We start from the raw sequence: 23,873 nt of genomic DNA, 5'->3' as shown, positions 1-23,873 counted from the left end.
AAGACGGATACAATGCACAGAAGACGGCGCCCTGGCCAGTAACCTGACAAAGATCAGGTCTGATTGGGGCTTTTGCCGTCTTGAAAGCTCTGCTTCACATGACATTATGGGGGGTTAGCTGTTATGGGCGCATATGATAACCTGAAGGTTGAATTAACGGAGATGACCATTTCGAACGGTATCCATATCGCAGAGAAGGAAGTCCAAGAATATAAAAATAAGATTGTCTATGTGAATGCGGACATTGCTTGTGCTGGAGCTATAGTATTTGAGAATTGTGAGATCCACTACAACGCAATCCCCGGTACATCATGTCAAATTACTTTAGAAGAAGGTTCTACATTACATATTAAGAACTGCAGGGTATTATGCGAAAATCCGAATGAGAATCCATTGTTCAAAGATGATGGGGCGACCAGTGTCATTATTCAGGACAGCGTGTTTGAAGATTGCAGTTATTTTATTGAAAAATACAATGGAGAGGGGGGCAGCTTTGTTCTGCAAGGCTGCGAGATCATCGATCCATATATTCGTTTTTTAGATTTGAACGATGTGGATGAAGTCAGTATTAGCAACTGTCTAATAACATTTACTAAACCGTTAAACGAGGATGACGATAATTACGATAGCATATTTTACAGTTCGCATTGGAGCAAGACTGACTATGCAACCGTTCGTGAGGTCGTCGTAAATGGTAATCACTTGATGAATGTAAAGGATGAAGAGGGTTATTTCAAAAAAAACAACTATATCTTGGATATGGAATATGCAAGTTACATGAATTGCACGTTTGAAAATGCGAATGGCTGCATTCGTGATGCAGGAACGATATCGCATTGCAAATTTAACCAATGCGTGCAAGTCATCGACAACGAATTTTATAAAAAAGAAGGTAATATCGTTCATTGCATTTTTGAAGAATGCGAATCGGTCATAGCTTGCGATAACACCAATATTTCTCACTGTCAATTTGTGAAGTGCATGAATAGTTTGATCAAATCAGCTTATACCGGAAATGTAAATGTTGAGTACTGCGAATTTTATAATATGAAGTATACGGACTCGCGTTTTTTGTCAGCATGCTTGTCTTTTTATAGAGCCAAAGGCAATGAGTATGGTCCTAGCACAGTGAAAAAATGTATTTTTAACGGCGCTGAATTAAACGAAAGCTTCTTGTTAGCAGGACATACAAATGACAAAATAAAAGGCATGTCTCTTTATGTCGAGGAATGCCGTTTTCAAAACTGCAGAACCAAGCGTGAAAGCGGGAAGATTATTAAATGCTACGACACGTATATCAATTTCTTCAAAAGACAAATTCAAATCGAAGTAACATCGGTTCAGAAATGTGTGGGCCTGGATAAGGTGAATAAGGAGAACGGCTATATTCAAGATGTAGTTATCAGGGCTGCGGATCATAATGGAGCAGTTATCGGAGCCGCCGCGGATGGATTTGCTGTTACTAGGAGATGACATTTCAACACCTCCAAATGAACTGAAGCCGGAGCTCCTAGGAGGCTAAGGCTTCGTTCGTGATCTTTTCAATATCGATTGGGGATCGTGATCCTTCGTTAACGATATCAGGCAAAATATGCTGAAGAAAATAGTCCACGCAATGGAGCTTAATCCCCTTTATTTTGATAAGGGCGTTGCGATACATAACGACGAATTCTTTCTCGGTATTCCCGAGCTGCAGCTCCGTAAAGGCCTCATAGATCTGATCGAGCTTATCGGCGACCTCGAGTATTTTTCCTTCAACGGAATCGTCCTTGCCTTCCCGTAGTTGTCTGAATTTACCCGGACAACGGATAATTCGCTCTAAGTCGGTTAGCGATTGAAAATACGTATGAATCCCCATAGTATCGTTTCCTCTCTATTGATGAGTGTGGTGTGATGTGATATGTAAAGTATACAATCGAATTGTTATTGGACAATTAACTCCGACTGGGAGTTTTTTTCATTATAGGCAGCACCTAATTAAACGAAATATGATCCACGCGTATCGTTTGTTTGCTTGAGCGAAATCTCCCCGGCGCTATCCCCGTTGACTTGCGAAACACTTTATTAAAGTAGTTCTCGTCCGAGTACCCCGTCAGCCGTGCAATTTCACCCAAATTGAGCTTGGTGCGGCGGAGCAGCTCCATCGCTTTTTCCATACGGGTTTTGGTCAGATACTGCATGGCGGTCATGCCGCAGGTGGTGTGAAACAATCTCGAAAATTTGTACTTGGAAATGCCAAGCGACCGGCACAGCTCCTCGATGCTGTTAATGGCTGCGTAATTCTCATGAATCAGCTTTAATGCGGTGACAACCACTTCGGGCCAAGTATCCGGAGAAGCCTGATTATATTTAAGGGATTGGTAAACCTCCATAACAAACTGTGCGGCCAGCCCCGAGGCTTTGTAGCCGTTGGTGATGGACTTTTTGCTCGCTTCCAGAAAAATGTGTTCCAGTGTGCGAATGACCGGCGAGTCGGGGGCGAATCGAACGATGGGACCCGAATGATTATGGACCGCGGACCAGCACGCCAAAGCTTCCGGCCCCATCAAGGTGATAAATATAAATTCCCATAATTCGCTGTCTTGCGGAAGGTAATATCGGTGGTCGGTTCCCGTTACGACTAGAAAGGCGGAATTCGGTTCGAGCGGATAGGTTTGAGTTCCGATGCGAATCTCTCCCCTTCCGGCAAGCGTATATTGGAAAATGCATTGATTGCTTGTCGCCCTATGCAGCCCGTCCCAATGGTAATTGCCATTCCGCTTTTCCCAGCCTACATAAACGATTTCGGCAAATGGCGTAGAAGGGCCGTCTTTGAATTGAAAACCGTAAGCACCCATAGCGCATCCCCTTACAATTTTTTACCCTTTTTGTGATAATTCATTACCATTGAGGTCCATTTAAAACTATTATAATATTCAACTTATATAAGGCAATACATATATGGAAATATTCGAATTTAACTGCAATTTTATCCACTTTGTTAAGGTTATTCATAAATCTTGAATGAAGGGACTGAAGCAAATGAAAGTGAAGTTGAAAATGAGAGCTGCACTATCTGTTGTTCTTTTCACTAGCTTATTGGCGGGTTGCAGTTCAGGCGGTTCGGATTCGGGCACTTCTTCGGCCGCCGCTAACGAGAAAGCGGAAGAGCATCACGAGCCTGTGACGTTAATGCTGCACCCGGGCCAAATGATCACACCGGAAGACCTGGAGCTTATGATTAATGAACCGCTGCATCGAAAATATCCTTATATTACCGTACAGGTGATAGACAGGACCAAAAATAATTTGGAAAATCATGTGGCCGCAGGAGGCCAATTGGATCTGATCACAACCTGGAACGGCAGTATGTCCGCGGCAATGGACCTGGACGTATTCGAGGATCTGACTCCTTTGGCTAAGGCGGATGGTTTTGACTTGGGCCGGTTCGATCAGCAAGCGCTGGAAACCATCAAAAACATTTCCGACGACGGGAAGCTGTACGGCCTGCCTTATAACAGACAGTTTAACGCTCTTTATTACAATAAGGATATTTTTGATAAATTCGGAGTCGAGTATCCGCAGGACGGCATGACGTGGGAAGATGTAATTCAGCTGTCCAAAAAATTAACGAGGACGGTAGATGGCGTCGCTTATCGCGGACTGGACCCGGAAAGCATCCAAAGATTGAGTTTTCCTTTGTCCTTAAACATCGTTGATGCCGCTACCCATAAAACAACTATCAGCGATAACTATGATACGTTTAAAAAGCTGTTTGAATTGGGCAAAGATGTATACGCTTTACCGGAGAACAAACCGCCTAAATGGGGGACGAGCACAAATGACTCCTTTATCAAAGATAAAACCGTTGCCATGACGGCGACCGTCAATATGTTCCCCTACATCGCGCAAGCTCCCGAGTTCAGTTGGGATGTTGTCCAGTATCCGAGCTACAAGGATAAGCCTAATGTTGCCGGGATGTACGACTTGCACATCATGTCGATCAGCAAAACAAGCCAACATAAAGAAGAAGCGATGAAAGTGCTCGAAGTGCTGTTTTCGGACGAAGTGCAGGAGATCGCTACGGAAAAGACCGGGCGTATTTCACTGCTAAGTGATCCGAAATTCCAGCAAGCATACGGTGCGGATATGGCGATTTTGAAAGGAAAACATCTGGAAGGCATCTTCAAGAGCAAGCCTGCGCCTGCGCCGAGGTTATCCATCTACTACTCCAAAGCTGCCGGCATTCTGGAGAATCACTTCAGACAATATGTTGACGGCGAAAAAGACGTAAATACGGCGCTTCGCGAAGCCGAAGATGAAATTAATAAATACGTTCAATCGCAAACCAAATAATAAGCGCGATGAACCGCATGTCAGATCCTCGGGAGAAGCTCCCGGGGATTTTTTTGTTTTCCATGCCTCGCGGCAAAAATGCCTTTACCTTTTCTTAACTTCCATTTAATTATGACATGATAATCCGTTTATATACTAGAAATGAGCAAAAACGAACAAAAGGGTGCGGATGGCGCCTCGTTTTACGTAAAAAGGAGGGCTTTATGGTTGATAAGATCGATGAGTTCGTTATTGGTTTGGACGTTATTTCAGGTGAGTGAGGCGCTGTTTCATCGCAGTCTTCGAGAGAAGCCCGTCAGACAGATTTACTTTTTCTTCAAATAAGCATAACACTCTCTTGATACTTATCCTTTACTATCAAACATATGGAAATGAACAAATATATACACGACTTCGCAGTTCCGAACATAATTGAGCGAAGGAGAGGATGATTTGCTGCCGGTTCAAAGAAAAATAAGAATTGTCGAGTATGTCAGGCAGTATCGAACGGCGAGCATTGCGGCGCTGGCCAAGGAATTCAACGTGCACGAGGCGACGATCCGGCGGGATCTTAACGAAATTGAACAAGAGGGCCTTCTGAAACGGACGCATGGAGGGGCCATCATCGAGCAGTGGACTCGCGACGAGCCTTCTTTTAACGAAAGAACGACACAATGTCTGGATCAGAAAATGCGCATTGGACAAATGGCCGCGAGCTTGGTGGAGGATGGAGAGAACATCATCATTGATTCCGGAACAACGACTTTGCATATCGCCAAAAATCTTGTTCACCGGTCCAATATAACGGTTGTTACCAACGATATGAACGTTGCCGCGGAGCTTCGGGATGCTCCGCGTGTGAAGGTGATCTTGACCGGAGGAGAGCTATACCCGTCCAGCTATATGTTGAACGGGATGTTTACCGAACATACGCTGGGCTCGCTTCATGTGGAGAAAGCATTTATCGGCACGCCGGCTCTTCATCCGCAGTATGGACTCATGCATCCGGAAGCCCGGCTGGTCCCTGCCAAGCAATCCATGATCAAGGCGGCGAGGGAAATCATCGTGGTTGCGGATCATACGAAAATAGGGAAACTGTCGCTCCACACGATTGCTCCAAAGAGCTCGCTTCACACGCTCATCACGGGCAAAGAAGCGGAGGAATTTGATCTCAAGCCGTTTAGAGACTGGGGCATGAAGGTGCACACCGTATAAATCCGGCACAGAGGTATGTCTAAATGAAGGGGGTTCGCTCATGGCTTCCATTGAATTGGTACAGGTTTCGAAATCATTTGACCAAAACACGATCATACAAAATTTGAATTTGAAAATTGACGACGGCAAATTTACCGTCTTGGTCGGGCCGTCCGGCTGCGGCAAAACGACGCTGCTGCGCATGATCGCTGGGCTCGATCCGCAAACTGCGGGCGCGGTGCTCATCGATGGCAAAGATGTGACGCGCATTGCTCCGGGACAGCGCGGGGTTGCTATGGTATTTCAGAACTACGCTATTTATCCGACAATGTCCGTGCGCGAGAACATCGAGTTCGGCCTAAAGAACAATAAGGTCGGCAAGGAGGAAAGAACCCGCCTTATCGAAAGCATCAGCGAAACAGTCGGGCTGCGCGAATATCTCGACCGCAAGCCCTCCACCTTGTCCGGCGGACAGCGGCAGCGCGTCGCGCTGGCCCGGGCGATGGTCAAGAAGCCGTCGGTGTTTCTGATGGACGAGCCGCTGTCTAACCTCGACGCCAAGCTTCGGGTGCAGATGCGCATCGAGCTGATTGAAATGCATAAGAAGCTGGGTACCACCTTCGTATACGTGACGCACGACCAGGTAGAGGCCATGTCGATGGCGGACACCATCGTGCTGATGAACCGCGGCTGCATCCAGCAGGAGGCATCCCCGGAGGTCATCTACCGCCAGCCGAGCAACTTGTTCGCGGCCCAATTTATCGGCGTTCCGCCGATGAACATCGGCGAGCTGGGCGCGGATGGAGCGAAGTTCGGCTTCCGGCCGGAGAGCGCGCAGCTGTCATCGGCACGGGAAGGCGGCTTTTTCTCGGTCCGCGGCAAGGTGATCACCCGGGAGATGCTTGGCTCCGAAACGATATATCAAGTTCGCACGGACCGTCATTCCTTTATGATCAAGTGCATCGAGGATTCGTTCTCGGTGGACGATACGGTGCATGTCGGCGTGGAGGCGGACCGAATTTACTTCTTTGGCGTGGACGAGGGACGGGTAGGTCGAGAGGACTGGCGGTATGACGGCTACATGAATCATCTTAGAGGGCAAAGCCATGGATAAGAAACGGTTATGGGAGAGGCTCCGTCCGTATTTGATGATTTTGCCTGCCATGGCGGGCATCGCGATCTTCGTCATTTATCCGGTGTTTTATTTGATCAGGCTGAGCTTCTATAAATACAATTTGATGAACCCGGATAAAAGCAAGTTTGTCGGTGCAGACAACTTCAAGCAAGTGCTCGCCCGCGACGACTTTTACCAGGCGCTGGGCAATACGGTCGTCTACACGGTGGCCGTCGTTGTTCTTACGCTCGTCATTTCCTTGATCATAGCGGTGTGGCTGAGCAGGAGCAGCCGCTTCAACGCCATCGTGCAGGCCGGGATCTTCACGCCGCATATCATCTCGATCGTCTCGATCGCCCTGGTCTGGATGTGGCTGATGGAACCGAATCACGGCATGCTGAATTTCATGCTGAAGACGTTCGGCCTGCCGACTTCCCAGTGGCTGCAAAGCTCGCGGTCGGCGATGATGTCGATCATCATCGTATCGGTCTGGCACAATATCGGCTATTATACGTTAATCATCGTGGCGGCGCTGCAGAGCATTCCGCCGACCATTTACGAGGCGGCCGCGCTCGATAACGCCAGCAGGTCCAAGATGTTTTTCAAAATCACGCTGCCTATGATTTCACCCCAGCTCTTTTTCATCCTGATTATTATGACGATCGGCTCCTTCAAGGTGTTCGATACCGTCAGGATTATGACCGGAGGCGGCCCGAACGGCGCAACGACAACGCTCGTCTATTACATTTATGAATTCAGAACCAACAGTATCGGTTACGCTTCCGCTACCGGGGTTGTCCTGATGGCGATTATCGCCCTGCTGACCTTCGTTTACTTCCGGTTGTTGTCTAAGAAAGTGCACTACCAGTAAGATGCCAAAATCCGCTTTAACAAAAGGGGGGGCGTATATCCAAGTGGCAGCTGAAGTCAAGTATGCCGGTCCAACCGCTCAGGCGACATCCGGCACGAACTATGTAAGCCTGACGATCCAGTTTATTTTAAAAGCGATCGTACTTCTAATCTTCGTGTTTCCGTTTCTGTGGATGATCTCTACCTCGCTGCAAACGCTGGAGGAGACGCTGAGGTTTCCGCCTACGATTCTTCCGGCGCTGCCGCAGTGGATCAACTTCGTTCATGCCATGAGCGCGGGACCGTTCCTGACCTATTTCCAGAACTCGGTCATTATTACCGTATCGGTTATCGTCCTGCAGATGGTGGTGATGATCCCGGCCGCTTACGCATTTGCGAAGTACCGGTTTGCGGGTAAGGAGTTTTTCTTTTCCCTGGTGCTGCTGACGTTCATGATTCCCGGACAGGTGACCTTCATTCCCGTTTACCTGATGCTGGCGGATTGGGGCGTTATCAAAACGCTGCTGCCGCAAATTATCCCGTTCATGTCCAACGCCTTCGGCATCTTCCTGCTGCGCCAATATTTCATGCAAATTCCGCAGGAGATTATCGAGTCGGCCCGGCTGGATAACGCGAGCGAGTTCAAAATCATTACCCGGATCATGCTCCCGATGTCGATGCCCGCGCTGGCGACGATCGCCCTGTTCAGCTTCGTCAGCCACTGGAACGATTATTTCTGGCCGCTCGTGATGACCGATTCGTCCGCCGTACGGCCGCTGCCGATGGGGATCGCCATGCTGCGGGAAACCGAAGGCATCACTAACTGGCATGTCATTATGGCGGGCAACGTCGTGCTCGTGCTGCCGATTCTGATCGTGTATATGTTTGCGTCCAAGCAAATTGTGAAAGCGTTCGTGTACTCAGGTATCAAGTAGTAATTTTTTCATCCCAAATAAAAATCATCCCACATGGAGGTTACTTTCAATGAAGAGAAAGCTTTCTACGGTACTTATGGCTACAGCTATGCTGTCCGGCGTTCTGGCCGGCTGCGGCGGTCAATCTCAGCAAGCCGGCGGCGGCACCCCGGGTTCATCGTCGACAACCCCGAACGCTTCGACCGCAGCTGCGACGTCCGGCGGCTCCGGCGGTAAAACGACGCTTCAGTTCTGGCATTCCCTCGGCGGCAAAAACGGCGAATATTTCGATTCGATGATCAAGAGCTTTAACGAATCGCAGAATAAGATTGAGGTCGTCGGCACCTTCCAGGGCTCTTACGACGAGATGGTAACCAAGCTGCAGCAGGCGGTAGCGGCGAAGACCGCTCCGGACGTGGCCATGCTCGAGCGTGCTTACATTCAAATGTTCGCCGATTCGGACGTACTGGCGGATATGAATCCTTATTTGAAAAATTCCGGCATGAGCGTTGACGATTTTGTTCCCGGCCTGATGGGACACTCCACCTTCGACAAGAAGCTCGTTTCGCTGCCGTTTAACCGTTCCACGCCGATTCTTCATATCAACAAGGCGATGCTGGACGAGAAAGGCCTCGCCATTCCGAAAACATGGGACGACCTGAAGAAAGTCGCTAACGCGCTTGTCGTTAAGGAAGGGAACGAATATACGCGGTACGGGCTCAGCATGCCGTTCGACACGTGGTACCCAATAGCGATGATCACGCAAGCCAAAGGCAAGTTCTTCAACGATGCCGGCACCTCGATCGGTTTCGAGAACGGCGAAGGCGTCAAAACGTTCAGCTATTTGAAGGACCTACAGGGCACAGGAGCCTTGTTCTATCCTCCGGCCAAGGACTCGGGCAATATCGTCAACAACATGTTCACGAGCGGCAAGATCGGCATGATGTTCCAATCGACCGGGGTCATCGGCAGCCTGAGCGCTAACGCCAAATTCGAATATGTGACGGCGTTTATGCCTATGGATCAGGTGTATGCGACCCCGACGGGCGGCGCGAACCTCGCGATGATGGATGATTCCAAGAGCAAGGACGCCGCTTGGGAATTCCTGCGCTGGGTCATGACCAATCCGAAGGGCGGGCAGCAGTTCGTCATTAACTCCGGTTACTTGCCGTTTACGAAGAAGATGGTGGAGTCGCAGGAGATCAAGGACCTGTGGGCGAAGGAGCCTGCGCGCAAGGTCGCTTACGAGCAGCTGCAGTACGCCGTGGACACGAATAAGCACGTAGCCTGGACGCAGGTAAATCAGGAGTTCAATAAGGCGATCGAAGCCATCATGTATGACAACAAGGATATTCAAGCGACGCTCGACAACTTCAAGAAAGAAACGGAAAGAATTCTGAAGCAGTAATTACGCAACATTACTATATGCGGAATCCAGAAAGGAATGCAGGCATATGATAGAACGATTGCAAAGCGACGACTCCCTCGTGGTGGCGGCGCATCGCGGACTGAAATGCGATTATCCCGAGAATACGCTGCTTGCTTTTCAGAAGGCGCTGGAAGCGGGCGTCGACATGATTGAATTCGACCTGCGCCGTTCCAAGGACGGGAAGGTCATGGTCATTCACGATGAAACCGTCGATCGCACGACGAACGGTACGGGCAAGGTAGGTGACCTGACGCTCGCCGAGCTCAAGCGGCTTGATGCGGGAGGCTGGTTCGGCCCTTCTTTCGAAGGGCTGAAGATTCTGGCGTTCGCGGAGCTTCTGGAGCTCCTTCGGGCGTACCCGGAGGTTCTGCTCAACGTGGAAATCAAATCGAGTCCCGATGCCGTGCAGACCGCCGACCAAGCGGTTGCGTTGTTAAAAGAATACGGTTATTTGCCCCGCTGCGTATTTACTTGCTTTGATGCAAGCATTATCGCTTACCTTCACGATACTTACGGGCTGAAGACGCAAGGCTTTCCGCAGGAAGAAATGCGTAATTTCGTACCGGGTCCCGAAGGCACCTATTCCAAGATGTGGGCAGTGGCCATGAGCATGAAGCTGCTTTCCCCGCAAAAGGTAGACGACTATCGGCAGATGGGCCTGCTCGTCTGGTCCTACTGCCCGGATGACGATCGTCAAATGTATTACTCGCTCGGCTGCGGGGTTACCCTCGTGACCTGCAATAACCCGTTTCCTGCTATGAGGATACGCCGCCAAGCGGCCGAAGCTGAAATGAATGGATTCCCGAAAGGGGTATAAGACGATATGAATGAATGACATTCGATGAGCAAGCCCCGGAACTTGCTGTTGTTGGCTGGGTTACCGTGCTGAGCCTGCTGCCTGCGTCGGACTTCGGCGTTTTGGCCGAGCGCCCGGCGCTGGAGTCCAAGATGTTTGTGCTCTCTGATCCGGCTCATTTGAAGTAATTTGGCTACGCGGTGGGATTGGGAGATCATTGTAAATTTGCCTGTCCGCGGTTCGTCTCCGTAAAGGTAGAGAGCACCGATTCGATTCGAATCGGTGCTCTTTCTTTACCGCAATAGAACTTATAAGATACCGAGATCTTAAAACGGTGAATCTTGGCGACGGCTGATGACCGTCTCGGGAGGAGAATGAAACGGTGGTAGTCTAGGAATTAATATTCGGATTCAGTCTAATATAATGTAGGTCCTTGGTTGCATCTACTGTAATTTGTTATAGAATAATGGTATATGGTAAATTTTACACAAGAAGGTTATCTTTTTACCTGGGGAATTTAAGGGGCGATCAAGGTGTCATCATTAGAGTGGATAAACGAAGTCGTGTTTGGGAATCTGGAAGATATCTTAAAAAGACTGAATAAGAAATTCGACTTAAAGCTGTATACTTTCACGCTAGACAATAATGACTATCCGAATATTGAGAATGTGGTTAGAGTAAGAAGGGCGCTTTCCGACCAAGGCGGCAAAAAGATCGTGATCAATCAAGAGCCGCTAAAAGAATTGATCCGAGTGTTCCGCGAGCTCGATATGTCAAATCCGGTTCACTCGGAAAATAATGAAATCCGAGAGTTGATGAAGGACACGATGTTAAAAGAAATCATACAATCCAAGCTAATGTCTCTCCCTGCGGATAAAACAAACGAGCAAAATAAAACAGGTATCGTTGATGTTGAGAAGCCGAATCAAGAGCAGTTTAAAACCAATATTATCTATGCAAATGATTTTGCTATCAACACGGAAGGGCTAGAGCGCAAGTTAAAAGTGATGGTTGTCATACATAACGTCGATTCGCAGCTTCAAGATATATTTTATAACTATCCAGAGCTGTCTTTTATAAGAATGGTCCTGGATTATTATTTCCAAGATTACTTTATTCGCGATAAGAATGTTCTAAAGCTGGACGGTGAGAGTGAAGTTGGTAAAAAGTACAACGAAGATGCTATCCAATTTTCCAGAAGAATGACTCGGTTATTCATGGGCAAGATCCAAACTTTGCTACAAGGCTTGTATACAATGAAAGACGTTGCATCTCCTCTGCTTTCCAATGAAGAAAGCAGCCAATATTATATTAATATTTTGCTTGAGAAAATAGACGATATTTCCACGCGAACCTACGAGGGCAGTAACCCGTTCGGATGTATGCTATTTGCCGATCAAGCTTTGCTGCATCCATCTCGAGGTATAATTAAGTATATCATTCGATTTAGGGAAAATGAGATCTTGTTGGACGACTCCAAGTTAATCCGCAAGCTGTTGGAAATGACAGATCACGACAAAGATATATATCTAATCTCTGACGAAAAATACATTTATGGTATTGGTCACATCAACTGGAATGAAGTAGGCAATCATTTACTATTTCGGGTGGTGTTTAAAGGATTATCGAAATATAATCTGCAGCTCCTAACAACAGTGCATACCGAATCCCGCTTTGGAAAACTATTCAATGAGAATGATAAAAAGATTTATAAAACGGAACGTAATTTGGAAATCGTCTTTAAAAATCTGCTGCAGGTTTCTTTCAAAAGCCCGGTTTTAGGAGAAGAAGGCTTTACGACCCGAAAATTCAAACGAATGATGAAAGCGCAATTCTTTGAAAATAGGGAAGAAGAGAATATTAGAGAAATTGATACTCTCGAGAGAGTTGTTAGAAAAGCGAGAGAGCAAAAACACGGCACCATGGTAGTCATTACGGATGAAGAAACGGCTGGACAAGAAGTCGAACGATTGAAGAAACAATCCATCATTATCGAGCCCACCGCGGTCAATCCTGATGTTGTACAATACTTAACGCCCATTGATGGAGCCGTATATTTTGACAATACAGGCGTTTGTCATGCTGTCGGTGTAATATTGGACGGGATTGCCGAACCCAACATAGGGGATTCAAGCAGAGGGGCAAGATATAACTCAGCTTACCGTTACCTGCACAAACTTGATCAAACCAAATGTATCATTGTGATTATTTCGGAAGATGGCATGGTGAATTTAATTCCCGAGCTGGATGAGGAAGAGCCGATCCGATTATTATTTCAGCAATTTATTGACCACATTAATCAACAAGAACAGATTTCAAATGCAGAGATCGAAGAGTTTAAGTCTAAGCTGGCGGCTTACAAAGAAATCGATTACCAGCATTATTTTACCGTCGCGAATGCATTTTATAATAAAGGTAAGTTTGCAGACGCGATTTATTTCTTTCGAGAGGGTTTGGAGGGCGCAGGAAACTATTATATAACCACAAAACATTATCGTGGACTGGCTAATGCTTATTTTTTTGCTGCGAGGGAAGGTAACAAAAGCCTTTACCACGATGCTTTGAGTTATTATAACCGCTACATAATAAAAGAAAATGAGGATGAACTGGATGTTCACGATTTTAACAACAGAGGTCTTGTGCTAGAGGAAATCGGAGATAGGGAAAGCAAGAAAAATGAACGATTAAATCTCTATGGGAAAGCCTTATTGGATTTCAATAAAGCAATATCGTATCTAGAACACGCGGTGTTGTACTCAAACAGGGCATATGTTTATAAAAGAATGGAAAAGTGGACGGAGTGCTTGGAAGATTTTATTCATGCCGAACTGCTTGCAACAAATAAAGAATATTTGGAAAATATATCCGCGATTTTGACCAATAACCCTGAGGTGATTGGGCACAGTATCATTACGTACCTTAAGCTGAAGGAAACCAATAGTGAATCAGGCGATGAGCTCGCCAAACTGCTTGAGCAATTCAAAATCAAACTGTCAGAGGAAAATCCTGAAGCGGCTGTAGCTTTAGAAGAGTTTCATTTAATAAAAGACACCCGATAGGGTGTCTTTATCAGGTTGTCGAGATAATCTCGCGAACTATGGATTTATGAAGATTCGAAACGTCATAAGGGGAACTGAAGAAATTCGCTTGCAGCGGTTCCCTCACTTTTCCCCCTCTTTTCGGGCTTCAAAATATTGTTTTAAACAACGACGGTCACTTGCGTTCCCTTCTGGCAGCTGGCTGTTCATTTTCCCTTGATCGCTGTCATCTGCTTGCGAGACAACACAGACGCTTTGCCTTTTTACGCGAAGCGGGTCGTGAAACTCAGTTTACTAGGCTTCATCGTCGGCCGAGGGACCGTAGACGCCCGGCACCGGAATATCGAGAAGCCGCAAATATACTCCGAGCTGCGCCCGGTGATGGATCATGTGGCTCAATCCGAAGGTGCGTAACGCGATCGCCCGCGGCTCGCGGAGGATGACATGGTCGCCGTGACGCAGCGTCCATTCCTCACCGAGCGCTTTATCGTCGCATTCGGCAAGCAGCTTGTCCAACTTGTCGACATTCCCGTCGAACTCTTCCAGAATGTCAGCGCGTTTTTGCAAAGCCTCCCGCCGCTGGGGTACGGTTGAGAGATCGAGCTCCGGATACTGAAAAATCGCGATTTGCCAGTTCAGCAGGTTGATCAGGTGCGTAGCCAGCCCGCCGAGCGCCATCGATTTTTCGTGCGGCTTCCACGACATATGCTCCTCGGGTAAGCGTTCCAATACGCGGCGCGTAGCGGCCAGTTCACGCATTGCGTCGCCGATGATCAATTGTTTAGACATGAGTTCATCTCCTTTCATATGGTTTATCATACTATAAATTCCAGATGGATGGAAAGTTCCGATTAACCGATTATGATAAAAGGAATATTGATGATTCGACCATCTCGAAGAACATAGTCCTATCGATCCTTAAACCTCTTCAGTGTATCGTAGCACTCGTTGATGACTTGGTTCAAAGTATCGAAACCCAATCTTACTTCGCATCCTTATCCGGCTGATGAATCCCGAACAAATTCCCTTCCGTATCGATATAATACCCCTGCCACGCCATGCCGGGCAAAGCATATTTAGGTAAAGCGATCTTGCCGCCATGGTGAAGAATATGGGCTTCCGTTGCATCGTAATCGCCGACGCCTATAGTACATGCATAGCCGTTCAAAGCCTGGCCCGGTGCTGGAGAAGCGCCTTGCCGCTGCATCAAGGCTCCGTTAATTCCAAGCTCGCCGGCTTCGCCGGTTACAGCACCGAAATAGGGCATGCCGGCGTAGCTGCTCCAATCTTCAAATTTCCATCCGAACACTTCTCCGTAAAATGTTTTCGCTCGTTCCATGTCATCTACATGAATTTCAAAGTGGACCACTTTACCCATAAATCCCTGCACCTCCAAATTTTTATTAACACTTCAAATCTTCTACCGAATGGATGCATTTTCCTCCCTCAGTATGGTAATGAACAAAGGAAATTATTCAATGCTCGGTATGCCTCTGGGTACGAACGACACACTTGGACGAAATACCTGTTATGATGCAGCGAAGTAAAAGTGTATCGTTGGCTCGACCGCGGGGTTCTTTCGGTAAGTTGCGAAGTTGATGGCCCCGTGCCGTATAGAGGAAAACGATGCCTGGCGCGCGAATGGAATATGATAGGCGGCCGCCGCCGGGAATCGAATGAATACGGAGCTGAGCAGCGTATGGAAAAAGTGTTTATCATCGGCATTGTAGCCAGCGGGAAGACCACACTGGCCAAGCGTTTATCCGAAAAAATAAAGGTGCCTTGGTACGAGCTGGATTGCATCGTTCATCATCAAACCGCCGCAGGGCGATACAAACGGACGGCAGAGGAGCAGATGGAGGTTATTAACAACATCGATATGAACGGATCTTGGATATTTGAAGGAACAGACCGGGAATCGTATCGATGTTTATTGGAAATGGCCGACACGATTATATTTCTCGACACTCCCTTATGGAAGCGGAAACTAAGAATTTTTACCAGGTTTCTCAAACAAAAAATAGGAATCGAACCGTGTCATTATAAATCCGATCTGAAGATGCTGAACAGGATGTATCAGTGGACGCGCGATTTTGAAAGCAAGCGGGAAAGCTTTGAAGCCCGGCTGCTGCCGCACAAGAGTAAAGTGATTCGGCTAACGGATAGTAGAAGCTTGCACTTTGTTACGTAAATTTAAAAGGGTGGTGAAAAAAGAGCGGAGGGGCCATTTGAATCTGGAAAAGCGTAAGCGGTCGCCTTTGAAAACGGATTCTCTCCACAGAAAAACGAAAAAACAATCCAAAGAATCCGTTTTCAACAGCGATTGGAGGATCAAATGGACGCCGCAGCGGACTTTTTCACCACGCTTTTAAGGGACGGTTGAATAAACAGAGGCGAGGTAACCACACAGTCGGCCTGGCTATACCTGAACCGGTCCTGCGCCAGCAAATTCTATTGGTCCTCGCTGTATACGCCTTGCGCTTCCGCCGCTTTCGTGTTTTGAATCGCCTTATTCGCAAGCTCGTTAGCCATTCGCAGGGCCGTGACGGTTTCTTTGGATTCCGCATGAATGAGCGGTTTCCAAACATAGTCGATTTGATTATGCGTGAATATGTAGGTCAAGCCGGGCTTGCGGGTAGGCGGCAAGGCGCTTTCCAGCGCATAGAGCGATTGCGTGTTCTTGCCTCGAAATTCCGGTAAATCCTGGCCGAATGCCTGTTGAACGGCAGCGTCTGTCGAGGCGGTCATCACTCCCTGGCGCGAGAGGTGCAGCTGCATTTCCGGCGATAATATATACGAGATGACCTGGAAGGCAAGGTCTTTGTTCTTCGATTGATTCGTAATAAACATCGCGGTCGATTGAGGCTGAAATTTCTTGCCGGGCGCTTCCGGAAACACAGGAACCGAGCTGAAGTCCCAATTCAAATTTTTGTTCTCGTTCGCCCATTTGGCCGCGGTATCGATCGTATCGATAGCCATAGCGATGCTGCCTCGGGAGAAGGCGTTCGTTTTGACCAGCTGATTGCCGGGAATTTCGTAAAACCGTCTAATATTATTAGTAATCTTCGTCCAATTGTCGGAGGTAAGTGTGGCTTTGTCTTCGTTCGGGTCAAGCGAAGGCTCCGACAGCTGGTTCCACATCATATAGTGGGAAGGATTCACTTGGAAGCCTTTATAAGTGACTTCTCCGTCCTGCCGCGTCAGCTTCTTGGCCAGCTCATAGGCTTCATCCCAGGTTAAACCCGGTTTGGGGTATTCGACGCCGAATTTATCGAAAATATCCTTGTTGTACACCAAAACCCACTCGGCAGAGCTGTAGGGCAGAGAATACAGTTTTCCGTCCGAGGAGGTAACGGACTGCTGTAGCATACCCGGATTCAATGTGCCGGTATCGAAGTTGTACTTTTTCACCAGCTCGCTCATGTCGTATTCCAGACCGTATCTGCGAATTTCCCTGTACGTGTTGCGGGCGGAATCGTCAATGATAATATCGGGGATCGTTCCCGCCGCAATCAAGTCTTTAAATTGCCTTCCCGGATTATCCCATTGAATATGCTTAAAGACGACGCCGGGAAATTTCTTGGTAAGATATTGGCCCACCTGCTGCTGCCACACATCTTCCTTGATATAGTATTGAGGCCATACCGTGTAAATAAGCAGTTCGTTCTCATTGGAAGGTGAATGGCCTTGCACCGCTGAAGATGACTGCGCGGTTGAAGCCGCCTGCTCCTGTTCCCCTCCTCCGGTTCCTCCGTCTCCCGTACATCCAGCCAGCATCATACAGCTTATGGCTACTGCCCCCAAAACGTTGATTTTCATCCATTCGCCGCTCCATTTCATAATAAAGTTCTTGTCGGGTTTATCATAATGGCTCGGGAGGCCTTTTGATAATTCTAATATTTTAAGAAAGGTGGATTATTCTAAACAAAATAATATTATGGATGGAAATGGATTCGAGCGGGTCCCATACGCCCGAAGCCTTCTGAAGGCGATTTCAGGGCCGCATTGGCCCTATAGGGGCTGTGAGGGGAGATAATGGACGTTGACAGACTGAAGCCCCCGGTGATAGTATCATCAAAGCAAATCATGATCTTGCGGTTTCCGCTGTGGGCCGCGATCGTTTAAATCGTTGTTTATAAGCCGGCAAGCTCTTCTGAAATTGGAAGAGTTTTTTTAACACATAGCAGTATTTGAGTTTGTTAAAGCGTCAGTGCAGTAAAGAATTTTGCCTGTTGACGATCCAAATTACCGCCCGCCGAGCGCAGTTTCTATTTTTGTAAGACCTCGCTTGAGGGTTTTCTCAATTTGACCAAAAGAATGTGATGTGACCCCAATGAGTTTGCGAAGCAGAAAGCACGCCTTTTTGGAAAAATATTTTTCCGGAGAGTCTGTCAATTACCGTCAGATCATTTCTTTGTATACGCCGATTTTGATCGATCAGGCATTTCTCGTTTGTTTGAGTCTCGTAAACACCGTTATGATCAGTTCCTCGGGCGTGGCGGCGATCAGTGCGGTGAACATGATCGATTCGATCAATATGTTCCTGATCAGCACTTTTATCGCCGTATCTACGGGGGGAACGGTGGTCGTAGCGCAGTATAAGGGGAGCGGGAACGAGCCGATGGTTTCCAAGTCGGCGGCCAGCACCGTGTCCACTGTGTTTTTGTTCGCTCTGGGCATCAGCTTGCTGATCGGCTTGTTCCACAATCCGGTGATGAACCTGCTGTTCGGCGGCGCTTCAGCGGATGTGCTGGACAATGCCCACGTCTATTTGGTCGGCAGCAGCGTCTCCTATGTCGGTATCGCCGTTCAGGAGGCGGTATGCGGGGCGCTGAGAGGAATAGGGAGAACAAGAGCTTCGCTTATTCTTTCCTTAATTATGAATTTGTCGTATGTCGTGTTGAACGTCATTTTTATCAACTTTATGCACATGGGCGTTCTGGGGATGACTATAGCGGCCAATGTGTCGCGGTATTCGGCGGCGATCATCGCGCTGTTCTTTTTGGCCAAAATTGTGGCGAACGCGAGTCTTTCCTTTCGGCTTCGGGATTTGTTTCAATTCGAGCTGGCGATGATCAAGAAGATTATGTTCGTCGGTCTGCCGTTTGCGGCCGAGCAAATGTTTTTTAACGGCGGCAAGATCGTCACCCAAATGTTCATTGTCAGCCTCGGAACGTACGCCATGGCGACCAACGCGATTTGCTCGACGCTTGCTGTCGTGCTGCAAATTCCTTCCAACGCGTTGTCGCTTGCGGCCATAACGGTGGTCGGCCAATGTATGGGACGACGAAATGTCGCGGATGCGAGAAAATTGACGAAATCGTTCATATGGCTGTCTTCGTTTTCTTTTGTGCTGATGGCGCTGATCATTCTGCCAATGTTTCGGCCGCTGGTCGGGCTGTTCCATCCTCCGGCCGATATTGTAGATGATATTTTCACCGTGACGCTGATTAATGCGTTGGCCCAAATCCCGCTATGGTCGATTAGCTTCCTGCTGCCTTCCGCGCTTCGTGCGGCCGGGGACTCCAAATTCACTTCGATGACTTCGATGCTGTCGATGTGGCTGTTTAGAATCGTGCTGGGTTATATCCTGGGCATCGTTTTCCACTTCGGCATTGTCGGCGTATGGCTCGCCATGAACTGCGAATGGGGAGTAAGGGGACTTGTCTTTCTATGGCGGTTTAAAGGGGAGAAATGGTATCAGCATCGTCTGATCGAACCGGCTTCCGAGAAGCAGGCTGTCCGCGGCTAATCGGGCGCCGCTATTTATAAATTTCGGGGCTCCCCGCAAAGTACCTGAATCGGCTTCGAAGCCAAGGCCCCACTACTTTGTGGGGTTATTCTATTGTTTAGGAAATGATGCGCAGCAAAATCCTGCGGAAATCCGTGGGCTCCCCCGAAAGGAAAGTCTACCCATAGAACGATCCCAGAGGAAGGGTTAGACGCCGATCCAGCTTAGGCTGGATGCGGACGGAATAAGCTTCAGAGCATCACGTCACTACCCTGGAAATTACTCTTGGTACCCCATTTCCATTGTCTGTGGTGCCGCGTCGGCGGCATGGATGGCTTTTGGGGGATTTGTTTCCCGTCCAAACCGCAGTTGATCCTGCCTGTAAACATTATGAACGGAGGAGGCCCTCCGCAGCTCCTCGAAAGGTCGTGAACCGTTTGCCGCAATCCAGTCCATCCGTTCTTCGGCAGCCTTCTTATGCGAAATCCTGGGTTGCCCGAATTTTGTCAACGACTTCCTTCCAGATGCTCTCCGTGGCCATCGGCTGGCAGATGTACGAGCTGACCAATGACGCATTTAGTCTAGGCTTGGTAGGACTAGCCCAGTTTGTGCCGATGATGCTGCTGACCTTGCTTGTGGGCCATGTAGCGGACCGGTTCGATCGCCGCAAAATCGTCTTTCTGTGCCAGCTGTTCGAAGGCGTCGTCGCCGTGTTCCTGGCCTTCGGGAACCACGCCGGCTGGCTCGGCCGCGAGCAGATTCTGCTGGCTGCCGCCGTCATCGGAGCCTGCCGCGCGTTCGAAGGTCCCACGCTGGCCGCGCTAGTGCCGGAGCTAGTACCGAAGGAGCTGCTTCCGCAAGCATCCGCCTGGTCCGCCTCAGCCGGACAAACGGCCCAAATCCTGGGGCCTTCCTTAGGCGGCCTGCTGTTTTCGGCCGGTCCGTCGCTGGTCTATGTGACGTCGGCGGTTGCGCTGTTATCTTCGGCCGCGCTCATCTACTGGATTCGCAAGAAGCGGAGCGTCCGCAAAGTCGAACCGCTGGCCGTTCGCTCCCTGTTCACGGGACTTGTGTTCGTTTTCCGTCATAAGATCATTCTGGGTACGATCTCGCTCGATCTCTTCGCCGTTCTGCTCGGCGGCGCTACGGCGTTATTGCCGATATTCGCGCAGGACATTTTGCATACGGGCCCTTGGGGGCTGGGGCTCTTGCGGTCGGCACCTGCGATCGGGGCCTTGCTGATGTCGCTTGTGCTCGCCCATGTTCCGCTGAAGCGCGCGCTCGGGCCGATACTGTTCGGAGCGTTGGCCGTGTTCGGGGCGGCGACCATTCTCTTTGCTTTGTCGACCAGCTTAATCCTGTCGCTGACCGCTTTGTTTCTGCTCGGCGCCTCGGATGTGATCAGCGTTGTGATCCGCTCGACGCTGGTTCAGCTGCATACCCCCGATGAAATGAGGGGGAGGGTGAATGCGGTCAATTCGCTGTTCGTCGGCACCTCCAACCAACTGGGCGAATTCGAATCGGGCATGATGGCCGGATTTTTCGGAGCGGTTCCGGCTACCTTCATCGGCGGTGTCGGAACGATAGCGGTCGCCGCGTTATGGATGTATTTATTTCCGGCGCTCCGGCGCCTTAGGACCTTCTCGGACGAGTGGACGGAGGAGAAACCCCGGACGAAGCAATCGGACGTGCAGACCGGTCCGTAACGCAGGCGGAGACCTTCGGACAACGGAATGCCTGATCAATGAACATAAGGAGCTGCGCCCCTTAATCGGGGTTTCGGCTTCTTTTTTTGCATATGCGCAAGTCGGGACCTCCGATGAAGAAACCTGCCTGCAGTTCGGATCGTATATTAATAGAAACAATAGGAAAAAAAGGGGATTATTGTCGATTGCTGTCGACGACAGACTGCTTTTTCATCGGCATAAGACGGTAAAAGTGCCTCTCCTGCGGTTTTAATGGTTTATATCCGAAGATATGGAAGGGAATGGGTTACCCCGTTCGGCGGTTTACCGTATAATAGGAATCAGTGCTGCTAAAGCGAACGGCAATGCCGTTTGGGAAAAGGGATTTGATTGGAGGATGAAGTATGGGACTGTTTTCATTTCTTAGAGGCCAGTTTATTGAAGTAATCGAGTGGATTGAAGATACCGATTCGATCGTGTATCGTTTCCCCGTGTATGATAACGCCATTAAGATGGGAGCGCAGCTTACGGTGAGGGAAGGACAGGCGGCCATCTTCGTGAACGAAGGGCAGATCGCCGACGTGTTCGGTCCGGGTAAATACGAGCTGAGCACGCACAACATGCCGCTGCTCACCGCGCTCAAATCGTGGAAGTATGCCTTCAACTCTCCGTTCAAAGCCGACGTGTATTTCGTCAATACAACCAATATTACCGATCAAAAGTGGGGCACGACGAATCCGGTGATGATGCGCGATAAGGAGTTCGGAGTAGTGCGCGTCAGAGGCTTCGGGAATTACTCGTTCAAGGTGAAGGAACCGGCCGTCTTTATGAGGGAGATTTTCGGTTCGCACGAGGATTTCAACCCGGGTCAAATAGCCGGCTTTTTCAAAACGATGATCGTATCGGGCGTGAGCGATTTGTTGGCGGAATCGGGCATTCCGGTCATCGATCTGGCTACGCATTACGATGAACTCAGCTCGCAGGCGGGAGCTAAGCTGCAGCCGAATTTCGCGGCGGTCGGGCTATCGCTGACCGGATTCGTTATCGAAAATATTTCGCTGCCGGAAGAAGTCGAGAAGATGATCGATCGCAGGTCGTCGATGAATATCGCCGGCAACCTCGATCAATATATGAAATACCAGACGGCCGAATCGATCCGGGAAGCGGCCTCCAACCCGGGAGGCGGTTTGGCCGGGGCAGGCGCGGGGCTTGGAGCCGGAATGGCCATGGGGCAAATGATCAATCAGATGATGTCAGGGGCCGGACAGCAGCCTCCGGCGGCCGAGCCTGCCGCGGCCGGCGGGAATCCGAAGCCGAATCCGCCTCAAGGCGGCGCAGCTTCCGAGCCGGAAGGCGGAACTGAGCCGTGCGGCGGCTGCGGCCATTCGCTTAAGGCAACCGACAAATTTTGCCCCGAGTGCGGGACGCCTCGCCCCGAACGCCGTTTTTGCCCCGAGTGCGGCAGTGCGGCAGTACCGGGAGCCAAGTTCTGCTCGAGCTGCGGCACTAAATTGTAAAGGATGATTCGATTATGGGAGCTAACGAGCAGATAACGGTGCAGGACCGGACGGCGACCTTTCCATGCCCCGGCTGCGGCGGCCAAATGCAGTTCGACACGGCCAGCCAAACGCTGAAATGCCGTTATTGCGGCAGCGAGAAGCCGATCGAAAACGAGAGCGAGGGAGCGCCCGAGGAGCACGATCTTGATTTTGCGGACGAAGACGACGCTTCCTTAATGGATTGGGGAACGGAGCAGCAGGTGATCAAATGCGGCAATTGCGGCGGAGAAATGCTGATGCCTGCCAGCCAGACCGCTGCCGTATGCGTGTTCTGCGGGTCGCCCAAGGTGCTTCCGCAAGGAAATCCGGGCAGCATTCGCCCGGAATCGGTCATCCCTTTCCATATTTCCCGGGAGCAAGCGGCGCAAGCCTTCAACGCATGGCGCAAACGAAGGTGGTTTATCCCGAATGAATTTAAAAAACGGTCCGTCAGCTCTAATCTGAACGGAATCTATGTGCCGTTCTGGACGTTCGACACCGATACGGATTCGTCTTACAAAGCGGAGGTCGGCGTGTACCATTACCGGCAGGAGACGCGCACCCGCGTCGTTAACGGTAAGACCGAAACTTATACGGAAAGAGTTCGCTATACGGTATGGCATTGGACGAGCGGCACCTACCGGAAATTTTACGACGATGTGCTCGTCCCGGCCTCCGGACAATACGACGGCGAACTGCTGAACAAGCTCAACGATTTTAAGCTGCATCAACTGGTGCCGTATAAGCCGGAATACTTGAGCGGATTTATCGCGGAGCGTTATACGGTCTCGCTGCGGCAGGGCTGGGCCGACGCTCAGTCCCGCGTGGACGACAGGCTGAGCGGCGAAATCCGGAGGAAAATCGGCGGCGACGAAATCCGCAATCTGGATATTCGCACGAGATATTTTGACCGGACGTATAAGCATGTTCTGCTTCCTGTGTGGAATGCAACCTATATGTACAAAAGCAAAACGTACCGTTATATGGTCAACGGGGAGACGGGAAGCGTAACCGGCCGCGTACCGCGCAGCCCGTGGAAGATTGCGCTGTTTACCTTGTTTTGCGTGCTGGTTGTCGCAGCGGTATTGTATTGGACTGAGCTGCAGCGGTAGAGGGAGGCGGCAGCTGTCCCCAATTTGGGTAATACAGGCCGGATGAATATGTATATTTGAAAACGCCGCCCTAGGGCAGGCGTTTTTTGCGTTTTTCCGAAAACGGCGAACCTTCTGGAAAAGTATTGACAAACTACAGAGCAACGATTAATATTTTCA

20 protein-coding genes are annotated in these 23,873 nt (G+C 49.4%); 15 read left to right on the top strand and 5 right to left on the bottom strand.

Annotated elements, in window-relative coordinates:
• Positions 1–123: 123 nt before the first annotated feature.
• A complete protein-coding gene (locus SK3146_RS17395; RefSeq protein ID WP_249860034.1) occupies positions 124–1,473 on the top strand; it encodes a hypothetical protein in 1,350 nt (449 codons plus the stop codon).
• 37 nt (positions 1,474–1,510) lie between these two features.
• Here the strand turns inward: SK3146_RS17395 and SK3146_RS17390 are convergent, their stop codons facing one another.
• Positions 1,511–1,858, bottom strand: a complete 348-nt coding sequence (locus tag SK3146_RS17390; RefSeq protein WP_249860033.1) for an HD domain-containing protein — start codon at positions 1,856–1,858, stop codon at positions 1,511–1,513.
• Positions 1,859–1,973: 115 nt separating this feature from the next.
• A complete protein-coding gene (locus SK3146_RS17385) occupies positions 1,974–2,837 on the bottom strand; it encodes a helix-turn-helix domain-containing protein (protein WP_249860032.1) in 864 nt (287 codons plus the stop codon).
• A gap of 241 nt (positions 2,838–3,078) precedes the next feature.
• Here SK3146_RS17385 and SK3146_RS17380 point away from each other — a divergent pair, with 241 nt between their 5' ends.
• The 9 genes from SK3146_RS17380 (at position 3,079) to SK3146_RS17340 (ending at position 13,669) form a co-directional block, all read left to right on the top strand.
• Positions 3,079–4,335 carry an ABC transporter substrate-binding protein gene (locus SK3146_RS17380; protein ID WP_249860031.1) on the top strand — a complete coding sequence of 419 codons (1,257 nt, stop codon included), beginning with the start codon at positions 3,079–3,081 and terminating at the stop codon, positions 4,333–4,335.
• 432 nt (positions 4,336–4,767) lie between these two features.
• The gene (locus SK3146_RS17375) at positions 4,768–5,529 is read left to right on the top strand and encodes a DeoR/GlpR family DNA-binding transcription regulator (RefSeq protein WP_249866339.1); all 762 of its coding nucleotides are present in this window, start codon (positions 4,768–4,770) and stop codon (positions 5,527–5,529) included.
• Positions 5,530–5,569: 40 nt separating this feature from the next.
• On the top strand, positions 5,570–6,622 hold the full coding sequence (locus tag SK3146_RS17370; RefSeq protein ID WP_249860030.1) for an ABC transporter ATP-binding protein: 1,053 nt from the start codon (positions 5,570–5,572) through the stop codon (positions 6,620–6,622).
• Positions 6,615–7,493 (top strand): carbohydrate ABC transporter permease, encoded by an 879-nt coding sequence (locus SK3146_RS17365; RefSeq protein WP_249860029.1) that lies wholly within the window; start codon positions 6,615–6,617, stop codon positions 7,491–7,493. Before SK3146_RS17370 ends, SK3146_RS17365 begins: the two co-directional genes overlap by 8 nt.
• Positions 7,494–7,665: 172 nt before the next feature.
• Positions 7,666–8,406, top strand: a complete 741-nt coding sequence (locus tag SK3146_RS17360; protein WP_249866338.1) for a carbohydrate ABC transporter permease — start codon at positions 7,666–7,668, stop codon at positions 8,404–8,406.
• 49 nt (positions 8,407–8,455) lie between these two features.
• Positions 8,456–9,793 carry an ABC transporter substrate-binding protein gene (locus tag SK3146_RS17355; RefSeq protein ID WP_249860028.1) on the top strand — a complete coding sequence of 446 codons (1,338 nt, stop codon included), beginning with the start codon at positions 8,456–8,458 and terminating at the stop codon, positions 9,791–9,793.
• A gap of 46 nt (positions 9,794–9,839) precedes the next feature.
• Positions 9,840–10,631, top strand: a complete 792-nt coding sequence (locus SK3146_RS17350; protein WP_249860027.1) for a glycerophosphodiester phosphodiesterase family protein — start codon at positions 9,840–9,842, stop codon at positions 10,629–10,631.
• A gap of 14 nt (positions 10,632–10,645) precedes the next feature.
• Complete coding sequence (locus tag SK3146_RS17345) at positions 10,646–10,798, top strand: hypothetical protein (protein ID WP_249860026.1); 153 nt, start codon at positions 10,646–10,648, stop codon at positions 10,796–10,798.
• Between the two features lie 345 nt (positions 10,799–11,143).
• A complete protein-coding gene (locus SK3146_RS17340; protein ID WP_249860025.1) occupies positions 11,144–13,669 on the top strand; it encodes a tetratricopeptide repeat protein in 2,526 nt (841 codons plus the stop codon).
• A gap of 273 nt (positions 13,670–13,942) precedes the next feature.
• Here SK3146_RS17340 and SK3146_RS17335 read toward each other — a convergent pair whose 3' ends face one another.
• Positions 13,943–14,437, bottom strand: coding sequence for a DinB family protein (locus tag SK3146_RS17335; protein WP_249860024.1), 495 nt, complete (start codon positions 14,435–14,437; stop codon positions 13,943–13,945).
• Between the two features lie 193 nt (positions 14,438–14,630).
• Positions 14,631–15,026, bottom strand: a complete 396-nt coding sequence (locus SK3146_RS17330; protein ID WP_249860023.1) for a VOC family protein — start codon at positions 15,024–15,026, stop codon at positions 14,631–14,633.
• A gap of 270 nt (positions 15,027–15,296) precedes the next feature.
• Here SK3146_RS17330 and SK3146_RS17325 point away from each other — a divergent pair, with 270 nt between their 5' ends.
• Positions 15,297–15,839: a P-loop NTPase family protein gene (locus tag SK3146_RS17325; RefSeq protein WP_249860022.1), complete on the top strand. Its 543-nt coding sequence runs from the start codon at positions 15,297–15,299 to the stop codon at positions 15,837–15,839.
• Positions 15,840–16,099: 260 nt separating this feature from the next.
• Here SK3146_RS17325 and SK3146_RS17320 read toward each other — a convergent pair whose 3' ends face one another.
• Complete coding sequence (locus SK3146_RS17320; protein ID WP_249860021.1) at positions 16,100–17,428, bottom strand: ABC transporter substrate-binding protein; 1,329 nt, start codon at positions 17,426–17,428, stop codon at positions 16,100–16,102.
• Positions 17,429–17,981: 553 nt separating this feature from the next.
• Between SK3146_RS17320 and SK3146_RS17315 the strand changes: the two genes are divergently transcribed.
• The 4 genes from SK3146_RS17315 to SK3146_RS17300 all read left to right on the top strand — a co-directional run bounded on the left by SK3146_RS17315 (position 17,982) and on the right by SK3146_RS17300 (position 23,714).
• Positions 17,982–19,400, top strand: a complete 1,419-nt coding sequence (locus SK3146_RS17315; RefSeq protein WP_434006797.1) for an MATE family efflux transporter — start codon at positions 17,982–17,984, stop codon at positions 19,398–19,400.
• A 407-nt stretch (positions 19,401–19,807) separates the two neighbouring features.
• Positions 19,808–21,085: an MFS transporter gene (locus SK3146_RS17310; protein WP_249860019.1), complete on the top strand. Its 1,278-nt coding sequence runs from the start codon at positions 19,808–19,810 to the stop codon at positions 21,083–21,085.
• Between the two features lie 383 nt (positions 21,086–21,468).
• Positions 21,469–22,581 carry an SPFH domain-containing protein gene (locus SK3146_RS17305; RefSeq protein ID WP_249860018.1) on the top strand — a complete coding sequence of 371 codons (1,113 nt, stop codon included), beginning with the start codon at positions 21,469–21,471 and terminating at the stop codon, positions 22,579–22,581.
• 14 nt (positions 22,582–22,595) lie between these two features.
• Positions 22,596–23,714, top strand: coding sequence for a TFIIB-type zinc ribbon-containing protein (locus SK3146_RS17300; RefSeq protein WP_249860017.1), 1,119 nt, complete (start codon positions 22,596–22,598; stop codon positions 23,712–23,714).
• The last annotated feature ends 159 nt before the right edge of the window (positions 23,715–23,873 follow it).

It is taken from the genome of Paenibacillus konkukensis, assembly GCF_023523925.1.
GTDB lineage: Bacteria > Bacillota > Bacilli > Paenibacillales > NBRC-103111 > Paenibacillus_S > Paenibacillus_S doosanensis.
Note: the sequence above shows the minus strand (reverse complement) of the source record. Positions and strands in the feature narration are given on the sequence as shown.